The sequence below is a fragment of the Flavobacterium sp. RHBU_3 genome, assembly GCF_046613565.1.
Classification (GTDB): Bacteria; Bacteroidota; Bacteroidia; order Flavobacteriales; family Flavobacteriaceae; genus Flavobacterium.
The window spans coordinates 36,965-58,872 of sequence record NZ_JBKJHC010000009.1; the positions used below are offsets into that span (position 1 = coordinate 36,965).

Annotated in this window: 20 protein-coding genes; 17 read left to right on the top strand and 3 right to left on the bottom strand. The window is 44.3% G+C overall.

Annotation, left to right across the window (positions count from 1 at the left end):
* Positions 1-701: 701 nt before the first annotated feature.
* The gene (locus tag ACLI1A_RS13270; protein ID WP_411409156.1) at positions 702-2,378 is read right to left on the bottom strand and encodes a DUF4139 domain-containing protein; all 1,677 of its coding nucleotides are present in this window, start codon (positions 2,376-2,378) and stop codon (positions 702-704) included.
* Between the two features lie 736 nt (positions 2,379-3,114).
* Between ACLI1A_RS13270 and ACLI1A_RS13275 the strand changes: the two genes are divergently transcribed.
* Genes ACLI1A_RS13275 through ACLI1A_RS13285 form a run of 3 tightly spaced genes read left to right on the top strand, consistent with a single transcriptional unit; the run spans position 3,115 to position 5,122 of the window.
* Positions 3,115-3,828, top strand: a complete 714-nt coding sequence (locus tag ACLI1A_RS13275) for a hypothetical protein (protein WP_411409157.1) — start codon at positions 3,115-3,117, stop codon at positions 3,826-3,828.
* A gap of 30 nt (positions 3,829-3,858) precedes the next feature.
* The gene (locus tag ACLI1A_RS13280; RefSeq protein ID WP_411409158.1) at positions 3,859-4,431 is read left to right on the top strand and encodes a hypothetical protein; all 573 of its coding nucleotides are present in this window, start codon (positions 3,859-3,861) and stop codon (positions 4,429-4,431) included.
* A gap of 10 nt (positions 4,432-4,441) precedes the next feature.
* Positions 4,442-5,122 carry a hypothetical protein gene (locus ACLI1A_RS13285; protein WP_411409159.1) on the top strand — a complete coding sequence of 227 codons (681 nt, stop codon included), beginning with the start codon at positions 4,442-4,444 and terminating at the stop codon, positions 5,120-5,122.
* Positions 5,123-5,388: 266 nt separating this feature from the next.
* Here ACLI1A_RS13285 and ACLI1A_RS13290 read toward each other — a convergent pair whose 3' ends face one another.
* Positions 5,389-6,123: a helix-turn-helix domain-containing protein gene (locus tag ACLI1A_RS13290; RefSeq protein ID WP_411409160.1), complete on the bottom strand. Its 735-nt coding sequence runs from the start codon at positions 6,121-6,123 to the stop codon at positions 5,389-5,391.
* Positions 6,124-6,421: 298 nt separating this feature from the next.
* On the opposite strand from ACLI1A_RS13290, the gene ACLI1A_RS13295 reads away from it, so the two are divergent.
* The 3 genes from ACLI1A_RS13295 to ACLI1A_RS13305 all read left to right on the top strand — a co-directional run bounded on the left by ACLI1A_RS13295 (position 6,422) and on the right by ACLI1A_RS13305 (position 7,267).
* Entirely contained in the window at positions 6,422-6,568 is a 147-nt protein-coding gene (locus ACLI1A_RS13295) for a hypothetical protein (RefSeq protein WP_411409161.1), read from the top strand.
* Positions 6,569-6,672: 104 nt separating this feature from the next.
* Positions 6,673-6,924 carry a hypothetical protein gene (locus ACLI1A_RS13300; protein WP_411409162.1) on the top strand — a complete coding sequence of 84 codons (252 nt, stop codon included), beginning with the start codon at positions 6,673-6,675 and terminating at the stop codon, positions 6,922-6,924.
* Positions 6,925-7,018: 94 nt separating this feature from the next.
* Positions 7,019-7,267, top strand: coding sequence for a hypothetical protein (locus tag ACLI1A_RS13305; RefSeq protein ID WP_411409163.1), 249 nt, complete (start codon positions 7,019-7,021; stop codon positions 7,265-7,267).
* Positions 7,268-7,632: 365 nt separating this feature from the next.
* On the opposite strand, the gene ACLI1A_RS13310 is transcribed toward ACLI1A_RS13305, so the two are convergent.
* Positions 7,633-9,267: an ATP-dependent nuclease gene (locus ACLI1A_RS13310; protein WP_411409164.1), complete on the bottom strand. Its 1,635-nt coding sequence runs from the start codon at positions 9,265-9,267 to the stop codon at positions 7,633-7,635.
* 80 nt (positions 9,268-9,347) lie between these two features.
* On the opposite strand from ACLI1A_RS13310, the gene ACLI1A_RS13315 reads away from it, so the two are divergent.
* From ACLI1A_RS13315 to ACLI1A_RS13365, 11 genes are all read left to right on the top strand, one after another.
* A complete protein-coding gene (locus ACLI1A_RS13315) occupies positions 9,348-9,869 on the top strand; it encodes a helix-turn-helix domain-containing protein (RefSeq protein WP_411409165.1) in 522 nt (173 codons plus the stop codon).
* Positions 9,850-11,178 carry a phage terminase large subunit gene (locus ACLI1A_RS13320; RefSeq protein WP_411409166.1) on the top strand — a complete coding sequence of 443 codons (1,329 nt, stop codon included), beginning with the start codon at positions 9,850-9,852 and terminating at the stop codon, positions 11,176-11,178. Before ACLI1A_RS13315 ends, ACLI1A_RS13320 begins: the two co-directional genes overlap by 20 nt.
* A gap of 60 nt (positions 11,179-11,238) precedes the next feature.
* Positions 11,239-12,294, top strand: coding sequence for a DNA-binding protein (locus tag ACLI1A_RS13325; protein ID WP_411409167.1), 1,056 nt, complete (start codon positions 11,239-11,241; stop codon positions 12,292-12,294).
* Positions 12,294-12,755, top strand: a complete 462-nt coding sequence (locus tag ACLI1A_RS13330) for a type II toxin-antitoxin system death-on-curing family toxin (protein ID WP_411409168.1) — start codon at positions 12,294-12,296, stop codon at positions 12,753-12,755. The genes ACLI1A_RS13325 and ACLI1A_RS13330 overlap by 1 nt, the downstream gene beginning before the upstream one ends.
* A gap of 356 nt (positions 12,756-13,111) precedes the next feature.
* Positions 13,112-13,648: a hypothetical protein gene (locus ACLI1A_RS13335; RefSeq protein ID WP_411409169.1), complete on the top strand. Its 537-nt coding sequence runs from the start codon at positions 13,112-13,114 to the stop codon at positions 13,646-13,648.
* A 309-nt stretch (positions 13,649-13,957) separates the two neighbouring features.
* Positions 13,958-14,407 (top strand): hypothetical protein, encoded by a 450-nt coding sequence (locus ACLI1A_RS13340; protein WP_411409170.1) that lies wholly within the window; start codon positions 13,958-13,960, stop codon positions 14,405-14,407.
* On the top strand, positions 14,397-14,855 hold the full coding sequence (locus ACLI1A_RS13345) for a hypothetical protein (RefSeq protein WP_411409171.1): 459 nt from the start codon (positions 14,397-14,399) through the stop codon (positions 14,853-14,855). Before ACLI1A_RS13340 ends, ACLI1A_RS13345 begins: the two co-directional genes overlap by 11 nt.
* Entirely contained in the window at positions 14,852-15,994 is a 1,143-nt protein-coding gene (locus ACLI1A_RS13350) for a hypothetical protein (protein WP_411409172.1), read from the top strand. Before ACLI1A_RS13345 ends, ACLI1A_RS13350 begins: the two co-directional genes overlap by 4 nt.
* A 542-nt stretch (positions 15,995-16,536) precedes the next feature.
* Entirely contained in the window at positions 16,537-18,789 is a 2,253-nt protein-coding gene (locus ACLI1A_RS13355; protein ID WP_411409173.1) for a hypothetical protein, read from the top strand.
* A complete protein-coding gene (locus ACLI1A_RS13360; RefSeq protein WP_411409174.1) occupies positions 18,786-19,094 on the top strand; it encodes a hypothetical protein in 309 nt (102 codons plus the stop codon). The genes ACLI1A_RS13355 and ACLI1A_RS13360 overlap by 4 nt, the downstream gene beginning before the upstream one ends.
* On the top strand, positions 19,094-21,877 hold the full coding sequence (locus ACLI1A_RS13365) for a hypothetical protein (RefSeq protein ID WP_411409175.1): 2,784 nt from the start codon (positions 19,094-19,096) through the stop codon (positions 21,875-21,877). The genes ACLI1A_RS13360 and ACLI1A_RS13365 overlap by 1 nt, the downstream gene beginning before the upstream one ends.
* Positions 21,878-21,908: the final 31 nt, after the last annotated feature.

Here is a 21,908-nt window from a genome sequence, read left to right on the forward strand (position 1 = left end):
CAAAGCCACAAATGCGCTAAACTGAGAACTGCGACTGAAAACTCTGGGCTTTCTTTGAGGTACTTTGGTAATAGCCTCTCTGTGTGTCTCTGTGCCTGCTCTGAGAAACTCTGTGTTATAATTCCTCGCAAAGGCGCAAAGCTGCGATTGAAAAATCCACCCCGCCCTGCGGGCACCCCTCCGAGGGAGGGGAATGCTCACTCCTGCTTATTAATCTGCTATCTCTTTACATTCCGCAGGAATGCTCTGTGTGCTTTACACAACAACAAAAAAACTTTGCGAAACTTCGGCTTTCTTTGAGGTACTTTGGGTAATAGCTTCTCTGTGTATCTCTGCGCCTTCTCCGCTAATCTCTGTGTTATAAATTTCTCGCAAAGCCGCCAAGGCGCAAAGCTGCGGCTGAGAACTCTGCTATCTCTTACATTCCGCAGGAATGCTTTGTGTTCTTCAAAACTATAAGTAAATCTTTGCGAAACTTTGGGCTTCCTTTGAGGTACTTTGCGTAATAATTTCTCTGTGTAGCTCCGCGCCTGCTCTGAGAAACTCTGTGTTACTTAACACATCAGTAAGCCCTGAAAACTGTGACTGAAACTGAAAACTGTAACTACACACTAAAAACCATAAAAAAGCAGCCCTTTACACTACCACCTGTAAGGGCTGCCACACATTTGAGTTAGTTAAGTATATTGAGTGGTTGGCTTCTATAAATTAGCTATCACCTGGTCTTTCGGGTGCCGCACCTTGTAGCTTATACGCACCTTTTTGGTTTCGCCGGGGCTTAGTTTTAGTTCCCAGGTAAGCACACCGCTTTCGGTATTTACCTTAGCGCCGTCGTCTTTAAGCAGGGTCACCTCTATTTCCTTATCGGTACTTACGGGGTACTGGTCTTTCAGCAGCAGCGTTACCGCTTCTTTTTTATTATTTCTTATAGTGGTTTCGTAGGTAAAGGTTTGCTCCTTGTACCCGCTTAGGAACTTGGTACCACTTTTATCGGCTACCTTTTCGCGCTTTACCGATATGCGCTTATCACGGCCCATACTCAGGTTTAGCGTGTCTGACGTTTGGTTAGGGTTTATGGTGGTTTTGCCTATATACATACCGTCAAATATAATATTTGCCTCACCAGGCAGCAGGTTGTACTTGCTGTAATCGGTAACATCGGCCATAAGAAAGGCGTCCTGCTCCAGCTTTGGCACCGCGTAGTGGCGGTAAGTGGCAGGCAGTTTTATTTCCTTCATGCGCACGCTGTGTGCCTTGCCGTTGCTGGCTATATCATACGGAATATCTATGCTAAACGACACATTCATCTGGTTATCGTTTACGGTGGTGTAGTCTGCAAGGTCTTTTTTGTCCTTCTTTCTTGTGCCGTAACCTATCACTTCTACATCAGTATCACCAGTAGGCTGCCCATAACCACTTTGTATCTGAACTCCCGGTACCTGCCCTTGCAGGGTGTTTACAAAACTAGCATTTGGCCTGCCGTTTATGGTTTTGAATTCCACACTGCCAAACCTTAAAAACCATGCCGAAAGCAAAGGCATCTGGCTGCTTTGGTTGGGTACGCCGCTGCTCAGGGTTAGCTTTACCTGTTTCCAGTCTATGCCCGTGTTTTGGGTTACCTGCGCCTTGTACATCATGCTTATGGGGCCGCTGCTGTTATCGGCACGCAAGTCGTAGTACGGCGCCCATGCGGCACCCTGGGTAAGGTAAGTAATATCCAACGGGTAGCTTCCGGCGGCATCGCACATTACCTGTAATACCAACTTGCCTTTGCTCTCCTCATCATCTTTTGGGGTGTTGTCGGCGTTCAGTTTTTTGTTCAGCACATCCAGCCTTTCGTTCAGCTTTTTTTCGCGGGCTGTAATGGTAAGCTGGTTGGCCGTAATTTCGTTGCGCTTAGCACGGTAGTAGTCTACCAGCTTCATCAGTTCGGCTACGCTAAGGCCATTGTTTTGCCCCGATACCTGCTGGTTCCTGTCCATCAGTTCCAGGGTTTTCTGGTCGTTACTTTTTTGGGTGGCCAGCTTATCCAGCTCGGTATGGATAACCGCTATGCTGTCGCGCACCTTTTTCAGTGCCGGCGAACCCGTTTCGGGCACGGGGTATTCGCTCATATAGTTTTGGGTAAATTGCACCGACAGCACCGTAACGGCAGCGGGCGTACCCACCTGCACGGTGTTTTCGTAAATATAGTTGGCTACGTTTTTTACTACAATTTCGCTGGTTCCGGCAGGCAGTGCCACAGTGGTAGTCTGGCTTAGTTCTGCACCGTTAAAGTATACGGTAGCCTGAGTAGTTTTTGCATTAGCAAACACCGGCTTTTGGGCAAAAAGGCTGCCGCTTACAAGCAGCAGGCATATCATTAAAATCTTTTTCATGTAAATGAGGTCTTTTTTTATAAAGAGCATCATTTTATGGAAAAGGTTGGGACGAGGTGAAAAGTTTTTCAGTTTTCAGTTGCTTACTCATACATAGTACTCTGCTATCTCTTACATTCCGCAGGAATGCTCTGAGAGCTTCACACAACAACAAAAGAACTTTGCGAAACTTCGGGCTTCCTTTGCGAAACTTTGGGTAATAGCCTTCTCTGTGTATCTCTGCGCCTGCTCCCTGGACTCTGTGTTACAAATTTCTCGCAAAGGCGCGAAGTTAGAGATGTCTCCACTACGCTGCTCTTCGGTCGACATGGAAGAGCCTGAAAAATGCTGCGTCCTTCCCACATTCCGTAGGAATGCTCTGTGTGCTTTACACCTGAAAAAAACCTCTGTGTATCTCTGTGCTTGCTCAGCTAATCTCTGTGTTACAAATTTCTCGCAAAGACGCTAAGGCGCTAAGCTGAGAACTGGGACAGCGCGACTGAAAACCCTCCTATCTCTTACATTCCGCAGGAATGCCCTGAGAGCTTCATACAACAACAAAAGAACTTTGCGAAACTTCGGGTAATAGATGCTCTGTGAATCTCTGTGCCTTTGCGTGTAACTCTGTGTTACAAACCCTCGCAAAGGCGCTAAGCTGTTGTAAACTAAAAATAACACCGAAGCAATAATATCACAAACCGCTTTTACGTTAAAAGGTTTTTCGTAAGTTTATACCCTTAAACACCACGTAGGTACTATGAAGCGGATTGTGTACACCCTGTTTTCCTTATTTTTTGTCCTGGCAGCCTGTAATGGCAACAGGAAGGAAGACGGCGCACAACAAAATTCCGGTAAAACAGCCCAGGTGTACCGCCCAAAACCAAAATCTGCACCCAAACCGGCAAAAGAAACCCCACTTGACGAAGAAGCCCTGAAAAACCAGCAGCGCCTTATTCCGCACGAAAAAACCCTGGAGGGACTTACATTTCGCTACGGATACACTAAGTACGATGAGGACAAATACGGTTTTGAAAACCCGGGTTTCCTGGAGGTAAAAAAAGACGGCAAGATGCTGTTTAAAGACAGCTTTAAAGGCGAGGGCGAACCCTTTGTTACTTCTATGGGCTACCACGAGTTGGGTGGCAATAAGCTGGTGTTTAAGCTAAACTACGGTACTCCCGCCTGCGACTACGCGCAAATATCGCGCTACTATGTGGTGAATGCCGATGGCAGCGTATCGTTTATAACCGAAAGCTGGTCGGCTAACAGCGGCGATGGCTACAGCACGCGTTCGTTCAGGGAAATACTGCCCGGCGACACTACCGGTGAACCAAATACCATGGTAATGATAGAATCATTAGTATTCCACGAAGGTGATAAACCCGACCAGGCCGATACCACCCGCATTATTTTTAGCGGCAATACCTTTAGGGTAGAAAAAAACACCGACAACTTGGCTAAGGCGGAGTAATATTTTTAACCAACCAATACTGTTTACCCCATGAAATCATTAATGATGTTTATTTTAATGGTTCTCACATTATCTTGCGAAAAGGCTAATCGTTTAGAGCAATCACAAACAGATTTTAGTGATTCAAAAAACGCTTTTTTTCCTGAATACGAACATAGCTACAAAAAAACTGATACTCTTTACCTTGATGTACAAATAGACAACTGCGGAGAATGGGGCGGCCCGAAAGATAACTTCAAAATTTATGTTGATTCGGAGAATCAATACCTAATGGAATGCAGGCGTTACCGGTTTAATTGCGATTCTATAGCGAAGTACCGCCAATTGTATGAAAAACCTTTAGAGTATTCCAGGACATTTGTATTAGGCAGTATGCACAAAAAAGTTGTTTCGGCTTTCTTTATGAATTTAATGCAGGCAAAAATATCGGAACACAATGGTTCAAATGCTGGTTGCACATATTGGCTGCACAACAATGATTCAACCCTCGATATATATGTACATACTGAGCAGGAGAAAATAGAAGAAGATTTTTATCTCTTTAAAAAAGCTTTCAGGTTACCGGAAAATAAAAAAACGCGGATAGAAATACCTTTAGAATAATTAATCTAAAATGACAATACGCCTCTTAATCATACTTTTACTTTTGGCTTGTATTGGTTGCCATAAAGAACCTGCCTCAGACGCATACCTCCATCCGCACCCACCGAAAGATAAGCCAAAACCGACCAAGAAAACCGCAGCAGATGATGCGGCTGATTACAGCTCTTTTCTTATACCGCATGAGGAGGATCTGGAAGGATATACTTTTAGGTACGGGTACACTGCATATAATGAGGACAAATACGGACATTCAAACCCCGGTTATATTGAAGTGAAAAAGGACGGAAAAGTTTTATATAAAAACAGTTTTGAGGGATATGACGAACCTTATATCAACATAAAAGGCGTTCATAACCTTAACGGAAACAGGCTGGTTTTTACCCTGAATTATGGAACCGAAGCCTGCGATTATACCCAGTTTTCGCGCTACTATGTAATACACCCCGATAACAGCGTGAGCTTCTTAAAAGAGTGTTGGGGCGGCTGGGGCGGCGATTTTTATGCTACCCGCTATTACAAGGAATTTTTCCCGGAAGATTCGGCGGGTATACCCAATACAATGGGCATTGTAGAAGGTATACTGTATAATGAGCACGACCAACCCGACCGGGTCGATACCACCCGTATTATTTTTAGCGGTAACCGGTTTAAAGCAGAAAAACTCACTGATAACCTGGCTAAGGCGGAGTAAAGTTACTTTCCATTTAAATTTCACGTAAAGGCGTAAACTAAAACTTGCGACTAAAAACTCTGCTATCTCCTCACATTCCGCAGGAATGCTCTGTGTGCTTTACACAACAACAAAAGAACTTTGCGAAACTTCGGGCTTCCTTTGAGATACTTTGGGTAATAGATGCTCTGTGTATCTCTGCGCCTGCCCCGTGAAACTCTGTGTTACAAATTTCTCGCAAAGCCGCGAAGGTGCTGTAAACTGTAAACCGTAAACTGCGACTGTAACTAATACACCACCTTTTTACTCACGCTCTTATTCACATCTATTACATAAAAGAGCGCCTGTATATCGTTCATATACAATCTGAAATCAGTAAACTCCGGGCTGTCGTTAAGCGAATGGCAGGTAATGTACCCCTCCTCGGTATTATGTTCTATAATTTCCTTAAGCAGGGGCAACTTGCTCTGGGTGGTATAAATAACCCAGTACGGAAAATCGCGGTAACGCAGCTTGTTTACCCAGTGCTGGCGTTGCAGCTCGCGGGTGCTTACTATGCTGTTTCGGCTTATAGCGTGGCTGCTGCCGTCGTCCATACTGTCGCCGTTAACCCTAAAGGCCACATAACGCCCGTAGGCCTGTTTTTCTACCATAATGCCATGCTGACTAAGGTCCATAAGAAAATCCGTGTCCTGGTAATTGTCCAGAAAACCTGCCTGTACGTTAAACTCCAGCAGCGGCATAAGCATAAACAATTTGCCGTTACCTAAGGTCATAAAGCGGTTGCCGTTTTTATTCTCAAACGGATGGGCAAACCGAACTTCCTCGGCATCCACTACCCTCTTATCTGCCACCGCATCACCCGAAAGCACTTTGTTTAATATTTCACTTTTACTTTTAGGAATAGGTTTTCCTTTTTCGTAATTTATAATCGTTTCGCGGCTGGCACCAATAAGGTCGCCCAACTCTTTTTGGGTGATTCCTAATGCCTCACGGCGCTGTTTTATTTCCAATCCTTCCATAATGAACACTTTATATATTTAGAAAGAAAATTTTAAATCAATTGTAGAAAATTTTCATCTAATTTATTTTGTAATGTGGAATATTCCACTTAATTTTGCATTGTAGTTGGAACAAAGGTACAACATAAAGCGAAATAAACAACATATAATTAGCTAAATAGTGAATTTATCCACAACAACAGCTTTAACCAACCCGCCATAAAGTGTTGAACATTCGCCTACAAAGTGTAATATACCACACAAAACCAATTAAAATCAAGATTTGCACCAACAGTAAAGATTTGCATACCATGAAATAATGACGCAAAACGAAAGCACACCGCAAACCAACCCACAGAGCGGCAACACCAACACCAACCAAAGTGCCCAGGCACGGGCGGCTGCCATACAAATGGAAGCGATTATGCTCTTTAACGCCGACAGGCGGTTTACCATTACTGAGTAGGTGGATGCGTGGATTTGTTTATTCGTTAATTCAGAAAACAAACCCGCCCCATCTGCTACAACCAAATACACGAATACACATATTAACAAATCAACAGTAAAAAAATGACTATTACAGGAACCATAGAAAGCATAGAATACCGCAACACCGCCGGCCACGAAAAGAAAGTAGTAACCCTGGTACCCGACCACCGTCAGCGTGCGTTTGTAGAGTTTAGGGGCCGCCGCATGGAGGAACTCGAACCCTACAAAGAACACGACGAAATATCGGTAGACGTGTCGCTGGAAGGAAAAATAAGCAAGAATAGCGGCATACAGTACAACAACCTCGTTGCCTTTGCGGTAAGGGCGGTGTAAGTTTTAGTTTTTTAGTTTCAGGTTTAAAGTTGGCTTACTCATACCGTATAACCGTATAACCGAATTACCACATAACCAAATAACCTTTAAAAAAATGAATTACAAAATAAAAGGCATTATAACCGCCATAGGCGATGTAAAAACCACCAAACTGGGCACTGCGGTGCAACAACTGCACTTTGAGCAGGAAAACGGACGTATGTTTTACCCCAGCGCACTGGGCACCAAAATAGACCTACTGCAGGAACTACTACCCGGCGATGTAGCCGAGCTGGAATTCCACATAAGCGGCAGCAAAGGCACGTATAACAACGTAATTATAGATAACCTGGTAAGGGTGTAACTGGTTGTTGGCTGTTGGCTTTTTGACCTTCAACTTTCGACTTTACGACTTTTGACTGATGTAGTTCTTTGACATAATGGAAAATTTAATATGGTAGCTCCTCCCCGCTTTTGGTTAAAAGTGGGGAGGAGGTATTATTAGCTCTGAAAAACAACTACTATAAATAATATAATAATACAACTTATGAAAATCAAAATACTTAGTAAAACCCTTGAAGCAACTTTCGGACTGAAAGTAGACTCGATACATGAATGCTGCGAATGCCCCGAAGAACACAAAGCACAATTCAAAAATTGTATTTGGGTTCATTCGGAACAACAAGAAATACCTGTCAGATGTCTTGAAGGAGAATTTGAAATAATTAATTAATTTTGATAAGCTAACTCCCAGCACCTCTCCAATGCTTCGTAACATAGTACTAAGTCAGCTTCAAATTGCTCTTTAGAAATATTATCACCAACGTACTTTGCTAATTGCCTTTTTTTCTTACCGTTCATAGCATCACAATCATCTTGACTCTTTTTCCAATTCCCATATGTTTGACATACTTGATTTGGATAGTGTTGCTCAATGTCGCGTAAACCTAAAAGAAAAAGTTGTCTATTCGCATCTAAAGATCTAAATCGCTTTCTAAAGTCATTTACCCCTCCAAGCTTATCGGGATGAGGCTGGTCAAGCAATAAGATAAGTCTATCCTTATATATACTTGAATTTAAAGGAGTAAATGATTTCTCAATGGCGTTTATTGTACGTTCAGCCTGATCTAAATCACCATTTGCTTGAATAATCTGAATTTGAGGTTTTTCAGAATAAAATCTCTTGATGACACGCGTGAGTAATTCAAACTCGCTTAAGCCTTCAACAATTAAAAAATTACGCGGAAGAAGCAGATCAGCAGGACTACCACCAAGTAGTTCAAATACAACGTAGGGTTTATCTATTGGGGTTGTAACAATTATTTCGGTTGCGCCTTCATATTTTTGAACTTTACATATTGTTTGGTTTGGAAAGTCATCGGCAACAAATACAGATGAGTGTGTATTTATAAAAACCTGGTCAGTATCCTGAGACAATTCATAAAGGACTTCTTTTAAATTCCTTTGTGCTGAAGGATGAAGATGTAATTCTGCCTCGTCAATAAAAAATAAAAATGATTTCCCTATGTCGTCATTCTTCTTTCTAAAATCAGCATAGGCTTGTATGATTGCCAACATTAATGCACGTTGCATACCATCACCCTTTTCCTCTGCGGACGTTTCAACGCCGTCATCAATAGAAGTTTCGAAACTTTTTAATAAATCATCGAAAGCAGGTGCTGTCACCTCAAATTTTACTTTTGAAGTATCCGGAAACTGTTTTTCTAAGTGTACCTTAACAGTATCCCCCATAGCCTCAAACTTAGCCCTGATTTCAGAATTTTCATCCTCAAAGAGCTCTCTGAATTTTTCTTGAAACTCTTTGTATTTAGGGTCTTCCTCCAAAATGGCATTTAATACCCCAGATAACATAATACCTATAGGAGTTGTCTTAGACCATTTTGAAACCGAATCATAATATTGCTTCGTGTGAATATACTCAAACTTGGGAAGAAAATCATTGAACGCAGCATCAAAACCTGTTCCCGGATTTACTGGATTTCCGTTAACGAATACTTTTCTTTTGGCAACATTTGTACTTGATCTTTGAACAACCACAATATCATTTCCATCTAATGCTGCTAAAATTTTAGTTTTGTTTGCTTCATTTCGCATTTTATCGGCTCCATTTAATGCTCCAGAAAACTCCAATTCAACTAATATTTCTTTCTGGGGATCGCGTTTAAATCTTAGCTGATCAAGACTTCCTCCTCTACTTACACCATTAAAAAAGAATTGTACGGCTTCAAAGAAATTTGTTTTTCCACAATTATTTTGGCCTACAAAAATATTGAAGTCTTTTGTAGAAAACTCACTTTTTTCAATAGACCTAAAATTCTCAATTTTTATACGGGTAATTTTCATAAATAAGAAGGTTGGTTAACCTACCAAATATATTTATTTTTAAAAAATTAACAAAATAATATTCCCCTAACCACCACACCATGAAAGCAGTACCACCTGCTTCCGCCCCGCCCAAAAAAACAACATCCTTATACAAACCACAATATGCCGAGCAGGCCCGTGAACTGAGTCTACAAGGCGCTACAGTCAGCAGCCTTGCGGTGGCATTTGGCGTAAGCCGCGGCACCATTTCAAAGTGGAAAAAACGCTATCCCGAGTTTAAAAATGCGTTAGTTCCGGCGAAAACAGCAGCCGATTGGGCCGTGGAAGACGCGCTGTACCAGTCTACCCTCGACAGGATTATTACCCTAAAGCAGGCCATAAAATGCAAGGAGGTGTATTACGACGAAAACGGCAAACGCGTAGAAAAAGAACGCGTGGAAATAGTGGAGGTAGAAAAACACATTCCGGCCGATTTTAGGAGCCAGCAGTTTTGGCTGCGCAACCGCAACCCCAAGCAGTGGAATGAAAAATGCGACGACACAGACGACACCCCACGCGGGGTAACGCTAAATTTGGGCGAGGGCCACAATCCGTTGCAGGATGATGAAGCTACTGCCTAAACAACAACACGCCATTTGGTTCCTTAAAGATTCTGTTACCGAAGAACTCCTGTACGGCGGGGCGGCAGGCGGCGGCAAAAGCGCCCTGGGCTGCCTTTGGCTTATGGAAATGTGCCAAAAATACCCCGGTTCGCGCTGGCTTATGGGGCGCAGCAAGCTCAAAACCCTGAAGGAAACCACACTGAACACCTTCTTCGAGCTGGCTACCATGCTCAAGCTGAGTCCGCAATTTCATTACAAACCCACCGAAAACATTATTTACTGGAAAAACGGCAGCCAGATATTGCTGAAAGACCTGTTCCACTACCCATCCGACCCAAATTTTGACAGCCTGGGTTCGCTCGAAATTACCGGTGCTTTTATAGACGAATGCAGCCAGGTGGCCTACCAGGCATGGCAAATGGTAAAGAGCCGCATACGCTACAAACTCACCGAATTTGGTCTGATACCAAAACTTTTGGGCAGTTGCAACCCCGTAAAAAACTGGGCGTACAAGGAGTTTTACAAGCACTGGCGCGAGGGCTCACTCCCCGCCTACCGCAGGTTTATACAAAGCCTCCCGGCAGATAACCCGCACCTGCACCCCAGCTACTTACAGTCGCTTTTACGGCTCGATAAAAACAGCAGGGAACGCCTGTATTACGGCAACTGGGAGTACGACGACGACCCCGCCACGCTTATGGACCACGATGCCATAACCGATTATTTTAACCCCGCCCACCTTACCCCTCAGGGCGTTAAGTACATGACCATAGACGTGGCGCGCAAGGGCAGGGATAAAACCGTGTTTCGCGTATGGCACGGCTGGGTGTGCATTGCCCGCTATGCCATAGCCCGTTCGGGATTGGACGAAGTGGTGGGCAGGGCTAAGATTTTGCAATCCAAATACGGGGTGGCGCTGAGCAACATTGTAGCCGACGAAGACGGGGTGGGCGGCGGGGTGATCGATTTTTTGCGGTGCAAGGGCTTTGTAAACAACTCGGCACCCCTGGAAATGCGCCAGGGCGATACTTACGTAAAACCCAACTTCGACAACCTGAAAAGCCAGTGCAGCATTAAAATGGCGGAGATGATAACCAACCGCCAGGCAGGCGAACTGTGCCACGACCCTACGCTTGTGCAAACCGTTACCGAAGAAATGGAACAGGTAAAACTAAAGGACATCGACCGCGACGGCAAGCAGGGCATTATCCCCAAAGACCGCGTTAAGGAACTCATCGGCCGCTCCCCAGACGAATGGGATAGTATAATGATGCGGTACTGGTTCGCGCTCAGGAAAGATTATTCGGCAAGGGTGCGGGTGGGGTAGTTTTTATATTGAACCCAATTATAATAATTTTATTTAACTTTGTTCTAATACTTTATGAATATGCAAAAAGATCTTACAAATTCAAAAATTGATAGAACGAATGTCCTCAATAACAATTCTGCTATTAAGGAAATATACAATCAATTAGGTTTTGAAGGTATTTTCTTTGAAGGCAAATTTAGATATACATTAAATCAAATAGTAAGATTCTACGACGTTGATAACAGAACCATTGAGAGATTATTAGTAGAACATGCAGATGAGCTAAGTCAATCTGGCTTTGAAATTTTTAAAGGTTTAAAATTAAAGTCATTTAAAGAAACCGTAAATCAACTGACCGACATCAATGTCGGTCAGTTGATGCAAGACGATGATACAGAGTTAATTGGAAAAAGAGCTGCCAGTTTAGCAGTATTTACATTTAAAGCACTGTTAAATCTAGGTATGTTACTTCAAACTTCGGAGAGAGCTAAAGAAGTTAGGAGCTTTATACTAAATATTGTAATTGATGTCCTAAACAAAAAACTTGGAGGTTCAACAAAATACATCAACCAACGTGAAGAGGATTTTTTGCCATCCGCATTACGGGAGTTCAATTACAGAAAAGAATTTACAAACTCGATCGACTTTTATATAACAGAAAACAAATTTAAATACGGCCAGCTAACCGATAAAATTTACAAAAGTATTTTCAAAGAAAATGCAAAAGAATATCGTAAAGTACTGGATTTGAATTCTAAAGAAAATGTTCGCTCAACCATGTATTCTGAGATTTTAGATTTAATAAGCAGCTACGAAAATGGATTTGCTTCATTTCTGAAAAATCGATTTGAATCTAATAACGGAAATAAATTTACACTTTCTGAAGCACATGAAATATTCAGAGATTTTGAAAAGTTGACTGACAAGCTGTATGAACCTTTAAGAGAAAAAGCTAGGGGATTAATGGCCAGTAGAGATATGGCCTTTAGAGATTCTTTACATGAAAAACTGGAAGAATACATTAGTACAGTAAGCATCGAGGACTTCGACAGATTTTTAGGTGAGCAAAGCAAATCCTTAGAGGATAGACTTAATGAAAACATGGACGTCTTCAAACGCTTAAAGGATAGATAATGGCTTTTATATATTTTGACATAAAACATGCTATACAAGTTCAAGATTTTATAATTGAAAATAGTGGTGGGCGGAAAGGCATACTTAACATCGGACTAATTGAAAGTGTATTAGAGCATATAAAAAATGATCTTTACTATCCCAGTATTGAGGATAAGGTTTGCCATTTATTTTATTCTATAAACAAAAATCATGCTTTCAATGATGGAAACAAGCGCTCGTCTATAGCACTATCATCATATTTTATGGAAATCAATGCTTTGGGTTTTAAAGTAGATCATTTTATTAAAGAGATGGAAAACATCGCAGTTCATGTAGCTGACAATAAAGTTTCTAAAGAATTATTATTTGAAATTATAGATTCCGTTATACATCAAGACGACTACTCCGAAGAACTAAAATTAAAAATCTTTAATGCTCTATCTTCAAATGACAATGACATAGAAGACAATTTATTTTAACACTTTTCAGCCCTTTATTTGTCACGCTCCGTTCCTCCGCTCACCATGACAGGGCGGTTTTGTGGTTTATTGTTGCTCACTCCTACGTACCGCTCTGCTTTCTTCTCTCATTCCGAAGGAATGCTCTGTGAGCGACAAGAATTACACAAAAACCTTCGGGAAACTTTGGGTTATAGCTTCTCAAAAAACTCCGTGAAGCTCTGTGCCTCCTCCGTGAAGCTCTGTGTTACTAATTTACAATGAAGTTAACACACTCCTAACCCCTCTCCCAGAGGGGAACAGCTTCACTCGTGCTCTAAAACGAATAAACAAATTAACGCATCCCTGTATTATCAAATCCACGCATCCACAACAAAATGAAAAACCTCACCATACAGCAATACGCCCGCCTGCCCGACACCACCCTGTACGACGGCATACTCGAAGCCCTGAACCCCGCCAACACCTTTGCCGGAAAAAAGATGGACATTCAGCAGATGCCTTATGCCAATGTAAAGTACTGCATAAGGCTGTTGGGCAAAACCAGCTCCTGGCCCGATGTGGTAAAACTGTTTACAACCTGCTACGGCTGCACCGAAAAACAGTTCTGGAAGGTGCGCGTTGTTGAGTACTTTGGGGCACGGCGCTTTTTGATTAACGAGTTCACCCGCATTATACAAACCGAAACCCGCCTGCTGCATACCCTAAGCACCGACAGCCACCTGTGGCACATGGCCGGAGCCGACAGGCTGAAACCCTTTGGCGATACCCTGCCGCTGGTACAGTTGGGCAAAATGTTCGGGCAGTACCCGTACGATTTGGGTCGAAAACCCTACGGCGAAATCTTTAGCCTCTTGGCACAGATTAAAACTCAGAATGAGGTGGAAGCAGAGTACAGCAAACTAGCGAAGTAGTTTTAGTTTAAAGTCGCAGTCGCAGTATTCAGATGCTTACTCATACCTTACATATCGCGACTGAAAACTGTGACTGAATAAACCACCCCGGCGTTCCGCCACCCCTCCGGAGGAGGGGAATGCCACTCTGCTCTTTGAATACCACAATTCCCCTCCTCCGGAGGGGTGTTCGCAGGGCGGGCGGGGTGGTTTCTCACTTATTAATTTGACACAACCAAAAACAAACAACCAACAACCAACAACTGACAACCAGCAACCAGTAACCGACAACCAAATACACAAATCCACGAATAACCAAATCCACAAAAAATGGACATAGTACGCACCCTCCACTCCCTTGCCGATGCGCACGGGCTGGAATACCACTACGGCAAGAAAGCCGCCCTGAACCTGCTCGACGGTTCGCCCGAACCCGACAGGATGTTCCTGCTGCATGAGTTTACAAACCGCAAAAGCAGCTATAACCAAACCGGCACCAAAATAGAAGCTACCGAGTATGAGGGCAAATTCTTTTTGGTAAAGCACGCCGACTACAACCTGCATTTTTATGCCGAGGCCGGCGATACCGAAACAGGTAAATACGCCACCGGCATAGAACCCCTGCTAACTGTTTTTACCACATTGGGCAACAGCCTCGCCTGCATGGGTCACCAGGTAATACAATGGGATAACATCGATGTTACCGATGCACTGGATGCCAATATGGACGGTATTTTGTGCAGTTACAAAATAAAAACACCGGCAAACTATGGAGGCTAATGTAAGAGCGTTGCTCTGGGCCGAGTTTGAAAAACTGCGGCAGGAAGTAATAGCCCGCTACGAACAAAGCGGCATGAAAGCAAGCGGCAACTGGGCAAAATCAGTACAGGTACAGGAACTGCCAAACGGCTTTACCTTAGTAGCCGATGATTACCTGAACGGACGCAGCCCCGGCAAGGCGCCTCCCAGTGAGGCTATAGAAAAATGGATTACCCAAAAGGGCATTGCCGCACGCATTAAGGGCGAAATATCGGTGAGCAGCCTGGCGTACCTCATTGCCCGTAAAATTGCGCAAAAAGGTTGGCAACCCAAAAAAGAGAACGAAAACATCGTAGAACAGGTAGCCACCCCACAGCGCATACAACAAATAATGGATGCCGTAGCCCCGGTGTATGCTGAAAACTTTGCCCGAGATATTTCTGCGCTTTTTGATAAAACCTTTGCATGATACAGTTTGTAAAACCCTTAGTGCCAAACCGCCTGCGCATGGCATACAACAATGATGTGGTACGTTTTTACAGCACCCTGGGCGGTACACCTGCCTATAGTGATGTTACCATATACCCCGGGGTAACGGTGCGCCTGTACCCCGACCCGAACGGGCGTTTTTATTTTAACTTCAGGCCGTATATAAGTACGTTTATCAACACGGCCAACTTTGAAGATACCACCGAAACCAACCTTACCGCAGAAGACCCCGACAGCTTTGTGTACAGCGCCATGAACAATGTGGCTACCCAACGCAATGTTACCTTTGCCATAAACATGGGCGATGCCGGTACTGATACCGCTTCGTATACCCTTACGTGGCTGGCTGCCGCGCAACAGATAGGCAGCTATACCGAGTATAATATAAACAACCTGCTGGTACTTTCCCCCGCCATGCCCGATGCCGCCAATACCTGGTACCTGAAGTACTGGGAGGGTTACCCGTTTGACTTTTCTGTTTTCAGTAACGTAACCGGGATGGAAGTAACCAATACCACTAACCTTGTTTCGGCAAGCCTTAATGTTGTAGGCTATGGCGACCGTGTGTTTTTATCGGACGGGCGCACCGATGAAACCCTGGAAGATTTTCTGCCATTAGCTAAAGGCTACAACACCCTAAAGCTGCTGCGCGAAAACGACAGCCCTGAGGATGCAAAATTCATACAGCTGGAAAAAGCAGCCCCCTGCGAAGGGGTGTACTTAAAATGGCGCAATGCCCAGGGCGGCTACAGCTACTGGCTGTTTGAAAACACCTATGCCGTAGACCGCAATGCCAAATCATTGGGCGAACTGAACCGGGATTTCGAAAACCCGGAAAACAGTTTTGGCAATACCACACAGGTGGGCCGCGAGGTGCAGGATACCCTGAAAATTGTAGCCGAACTGCTTACCCCGCCCCAGCGCGATATAGTGCAAAACCTGCTGGAAAGCCCCAAGGTATACCTGTTTACAGGCAAGCCCTATAGCCGTAGTGATTACCGCAGCTGGATAGAGGTTTCGGTAAAAACCACATCGGCACGCATTAAAAACCCGCGCGAAAGCCTTACTAATTTTGCTTTTGATATCGAGCTTCCGGTACGGTATACGGTGAGTTTATAAATCGTTGTTGGTTGTCGGTCGTTGGTTGATGGAAGCTTCCGCTTGTAAAAAATTAGTTCTGCTTTGGTAACACAGAGTCTCCCAGAGTGAGCGCAGAGATACACCGAGAGGACTATTACCCAAAGTTTCTCAAAGTTCTTTTGTTGTTTCGTGAAGCACACAGAGCATTCCTGCGGAATGTGAGAAGTGCACAGAGTTTACCGTCCCAGTTCTCAGCTTAGCGCCTTGGCGTCTTCGCGAGAGACGATAACACAGAGTTTCACGGAGCGGGCGCAGAGATACACAGAGAGAGGACTATTACCCAAAGTTTCGCAAAGGAAGCGCAAAGTTTCTCAAAGTTTTTTAACTGAGTAAGTGCACAAAGCATTCCTTCGGAATGTGAATAAGTACCCAAAACGGTTTTCAGTTCCTTCCATATCGGCCTAAGCGCAGCGGAGTAGAGATATCTCATTTGATTTTATATCCGAGTGAAGCTCCCATCAACCAACAACCAACAACCAACAACCAGCAACCCTAAAAATATTTCCCATAAAAAATGACTCTTGTCGCTTATACTCTACATAAACGGGCAGGTAGCCGACCTGGATCCCGGCACCACCATAGCCCAGACCCGGCAGGTAAACGACCTGAACAGCCTGGACAACCGCCAGGCCAGCTATACCAATAAATTCAGCCTGCCGAAAACCGCCGCTAACCAGCGTATAGTGCAGTACCTTAGCCTGGTGGGTAACAACAGCAACGTGCCGTACCAAAAAAACGAATGCAGCCTGTACAGCGCTTCGGGCGAATGTTTTGTGTACAACGGCTGGGCCATGATAACCGATGGCGGCGACAGCTTTGATGTGGTTATTTACGACGGTATCATCGACCTGTACAAGGCCATAGAAAACCAAAACCTCTCGGTGCTGGATCTTTCAGACCTTAACCATACCAAGACCATGCAGGCCGTGCGCGATTCATGGACCGACCCTGAACTGCCCTACCGCTACATACTGGCCGACTATAACGGTAAAACCGGCAGCAACAGTGCCGGCACATCGGTAGCTATAGATTACCTTGTACCCTCTGTAAATGTAGCGTGGCTTTGGGATAAGGTATTCAGCTATTATGGTTTTTCATACAGCGGTTCGGTATTTAACACCCAGTATTTTAAAAACCTGTGGATGACCTTCCCGAAAGGCATAGACGGCGAAAGCAGCTCGGGCGACGTTTTTGGCAGCAGTGCCATTACAAACGAAAACAGCGCCACCAGCGGCAGTACATGGAGTACGCTACTACTTAAGTTTAACGAATCGGAATCGGTTAACACCGAATACATAGAATACCTTAGCAGTGCCAAATACCGCATTAAGGTAAAGAAAACCGGCTATTACAACCTGCGCATTGCCGGCAATGTAAAAAGCACATCAAACTTTAGCATGTATGTGGTAAAAAACGTAAGCAACACTTCGGCTACTACGTTAAATGCCCTGTCGCCCATTGCCACCATTAAAACCAACCAGGTAAAGGATACCGATTTTGATTACACCTCGTCATCGGTATTGCTTTCGGCAGGCGACAGCATCAGCGTTATCTTCCGGCATGTAAACGGCGTTAACCAGGGACTTGGTTTTTCTACTGCTGATAAATGGGAAAACCTGGAAGTTACGGTACGCCAGCTGCAACAAGGCGAAATAAACTTTAGCAATGCCTTTACTGATTTCTCCATACGCGACTTTCTTAGTGAGGTGGTACACCGTTTCGGGCTTACCATGCAAAAGGACAAGTACAGTAATAGCTACACCTTTTATAACCTTGCAGAGATAATGCAAAACCCCGATGTAGAAAACTGGAGCAGTAAATTCATCAGCAAAAAACAGGAAAACTACGTGTACGGCAGCTATGCCCAGCAAAACTGGTTCCGGTACGCCTACAACGACAAGGAAAGCAGCCATAACGATGCATGCATACCTGTAGAAAATGTAAACCTTGCCGAAAGCCGCGATGCCATAAAAAGCAAAATATACAGTCCTGAACTTAACCGCACACCGTATCTTAACCGTACATCGGGGGTATACAAACTTTGGGAAAAAGAGGTTAGCGAAGACAGTGACGGCGTAAGTACTGTAAAGTACAAAGCGCTGGACAAACGCTATTATTTCCTCCGGGCAGAACAGTATACTGAGAGTGTAACCATTAGGGACTTAACCATAGGCGGCTCTATACCTACGGCATATTCGTATGCAGAAAGCTACTGGAAGCTGCCTTTTACCGATATACTTCAGGACTACTACAGCGACCTGAACCGCATACTGGACAAGGCCTGTATAATAACCGCCGAGTTATGGTTGAACGAAGGCGACATAGCCCAGCTTGATTTCCTGAAGCTGTATTACATAGAGCAGTTGGGCAGCTACTATTTACTGAACAAAATAAACAATTACACCCCGGGCAAGCCCACCACCTGCGAGCTGGTTAAAGTAATTTTTGGAGAAACCCAGCAGTTAACCCGCGAAATAAGCATAACCCAAGTTAGCAGTACCACTAACAATACTACACACCGCTACAACGTAAGCCTAACATATACCACCAGCTATAACCCTGCTGCACTGGGCCTGCAATGGCGCGAAATAAACACCGAAGAATGGAACACTCTTCCGGTAGAGCAAATCACGCAATTTACCTCTCCATTCAGCTTTTACCTTCCGATTGCAGAATTTAACGGACTGGTGTGCGAAATCAGGATAGTAGATGCGTTTTACAATGTTTTGAGCAATGTTGAGATTATAGGATTTATATTAATCGAGTTCTCATGATAGCAAACCTTACAAACACGCCGCCCATAATAGATTTTGGGTTTGGCACTACGGTTTTAAATTTTAGCATATTCGATAGTTTACCATACATAACCGTATGGCAAAACACCCTATACCACCCCGCACTTTACAACCCTGTACTTACCGCACCGGGTGCTAACATAGAAGTTGTAAGTCCGTACGAGTATCGCCTGACGTTTGACGAATACGACGAAAACACAAACAGCAGCATACAGCTCACCTTTACGGCACCAAACGGGCAAACACTGTACAGCAATATTTTAAGTATAAATTTTAGTGAGTAATGGCAAAAAAAATAAACATAGGAAAGCTGGATGTAGACGTAAAAGACCTGCTGGACAACGCCCAAAAAACGGCCGAGAAAATTAAAGACCTGAAAGACAAGCAGGCCGAACTACAGGAAAAAGGGAAAGAAGCTTCGAAACAATTTGTGGCAAATGCCGCCGCCCTTAAAAGCCTTGAAGCAAGTTATAAAACCCAGCAAACGGCATTATCTGCACAAATAGCAGAGGAAGAAAAACTGGTAAACATAAAGAAAAACATAAAGCAAGCCGTAGACCAGCAAAACAACAGCGAAAATGCCTATATACAAAACAATAAACAGCTTATTGAGCTAAAAAAACAACTGCGCATAGATGACGACGATTACGAAAAACGGCTTGGTAAAATCAATGCTAAAATAGCCGAAAACAACACCTGGCTGGAAGAAAACGGCAGCGCCAATGCAAAGCTGATGACTACCATGAGCGACTACAAAGACCAGGTAACGGAGTCGTTTGATGCTATTAATGTTTTTAACGGGGGTATTAGCGGCTTTGTAAGCCGCGCACAGGAAGCCGGCGGCGTGGGTAAGCTTTTCTCTACTTCGCTTTCAGGAATGACTACAGGCATTAAAGGCATGGGTACTGCAATAGCATCAAATCCCATTGGTGTGCTGCTTGCCATATTAGGGCCTCTCATACAAAAGCTGATGAGCTTTCCGCCCATAACAAAGGCGGTAGAAAAAGCCATGGCAGCTTTGGGCCCCATTATAGAAATAGTGTCCATGCCGCTGCAAATACTTATAGAGGGTATAGCATCGGTTATAGAAGCCTTTGCCGATTTTATTGGTTCGTCTACCGAGGCCGGGCGAGCCGCACAGCAACTGGCTAAAGACAAGGAAGCCCTGAAGCAAAGCGAGGAAGCACTAAATGCTGCCATGAGCGTACAGGAAGAGCGTAACGCCAAGGCAAAGCAGGATATAGACGAACTAATGAAGGTGGCTAAGGATCAAACCAAAAGCGAACAGGAACGCCTAAAAGCCCTTGAAGCAGCACACAACATAGAAAAGCAAAACCTCGAAGAACGAAAAAAACTCAGTAATGATTCTTATAACCAGGCTGTAAGGCAGGCTGCACTGGGCAAAGGGTTGAATGCAGAGGAATTAGCCGAACTACAAAAGCAAGGAGCCGCCTATGCCGAAAAGATGATGAAGGTGAAGGGCTTTACCCAGGAAGAGATTGATGCCCTGAAAAAAGCCAACATAGAGCGGATAAAACTAAGCGGCGAAGAAAAGGGCATACTGGCAAGCTACGAAGCCGATAAAGCAAAAATAGCCGAAGATGCTGCGGCAAAACGGCAAGCCGCCGAAGACAAACGCAAACAGGCAGAAGAAGCCCAAAGGCAAAAAGCCGCTAAGGCAGCACGGGATGCCATAGACATACAAAAGCTGGAGCTGGAAAAATACATTGAAAGCCAGAAGAATAAGGCGCATACCATGAAGGAAGAGCTGGCTATTGCAGAGGAAGTAAACCGACGCAAACTGGCTATTATAAATGCTGAGTACAAAGCTTCAGATAAATCGGCTAAGGCAAAGCTGGAACTGGAAAAAGCCACTATGGAGGCTAGGAACGAAATTTTGGGTAAAAGGGCTGAAGTAGCTGTGGCATACGCCGAAAAGGAGTTACAGGCTTACATTGACACTAACAGTAAAAGCCTCATTTCTGCCGATAAAATTAACGATGAGCTTATAGAAAAGGAAAAAAAGCGCCTTACCGATCTTCAAACGCAGGAGCTTGCCTTTCAGCAAAAACGTTTTGATGCAGGTCTTATTAATACCGAAGCTTTTGAGCAGGCAAAACTTGCCATAAAGCAAAAGTATAGTGAAGAGGAGAAAAATATTGAAACGGTAAAACAGGAGGCCGAAAAAGCAGCAACAGAGGCTGCTGCAGCACAAAAGGCTCAGGAAGCCATGACCGACCTGGAAATAAAACGTGCTAATGCTGCCGACGAATTTGAACTGCAACGCATAGACGAGGAAGAACGCCACAAAACACGTATTGCCGACCTGGATAAACAATTACTGGAAAAGAAAATTACAGAAGACCAGTACAGGGAATTAAAAAAACAGGAAGACACACAAAATGCCGAAAACGAAAAGAAGATAAACCAGGCGGTTTTTGACAATAAACTTGCCCTTGCCAGTCAGGCTTTTACCGCTATTCAAAGTATTGTAGGTAAGGAAAGTGCTGCGGGTAAAGCTATTGCAGTAGCCCAGGCTACTATAGATACCTATAAAAGTGCAGTGGCAGCTTATGCTGCAGGTATGTCTTTAGGTGGGCCCGTAGGTCTTGTAATGGGCCCAGTATCGGCCGGCCTTGCGGTAGCGGCGGGTATTGCAAACGTAAAAAAGATAACCAGCACCAAAACCCCGAAGGCCGAAAAAGGCGCCCTGTTTAGCATAGGTGGTAAAAGGCACAGCCAGGGCGGCACCCTGTTTACCGGCGAAGACGGCACCCGTTTTGAGGCCGAAGCCGGCGAGGTTATAGGCGTTATGAACCGTAATGCAGCACGGCACTTTATGGCGTTTAACAATACGTTTCCGGCAGGAGGGGGTAGTGCTCCAAACTATTTTGCATCGGGGGGTATAGTATCAAGGGAGGTGGCACAACCCACGCTTAATGCCGAAGATTTAGCTAACCGTATAGCCCAGGCTAACCGCGCACTGCCCGCCCCGGTAGTAGCTGTTGAAGATATAATAACTAAAGGAAACAGCTATGTAAGTGTAAAAGAAGGTGCTAATTTTTAAAAAAAACTGCCGCTATAATGATGGCGGCAGT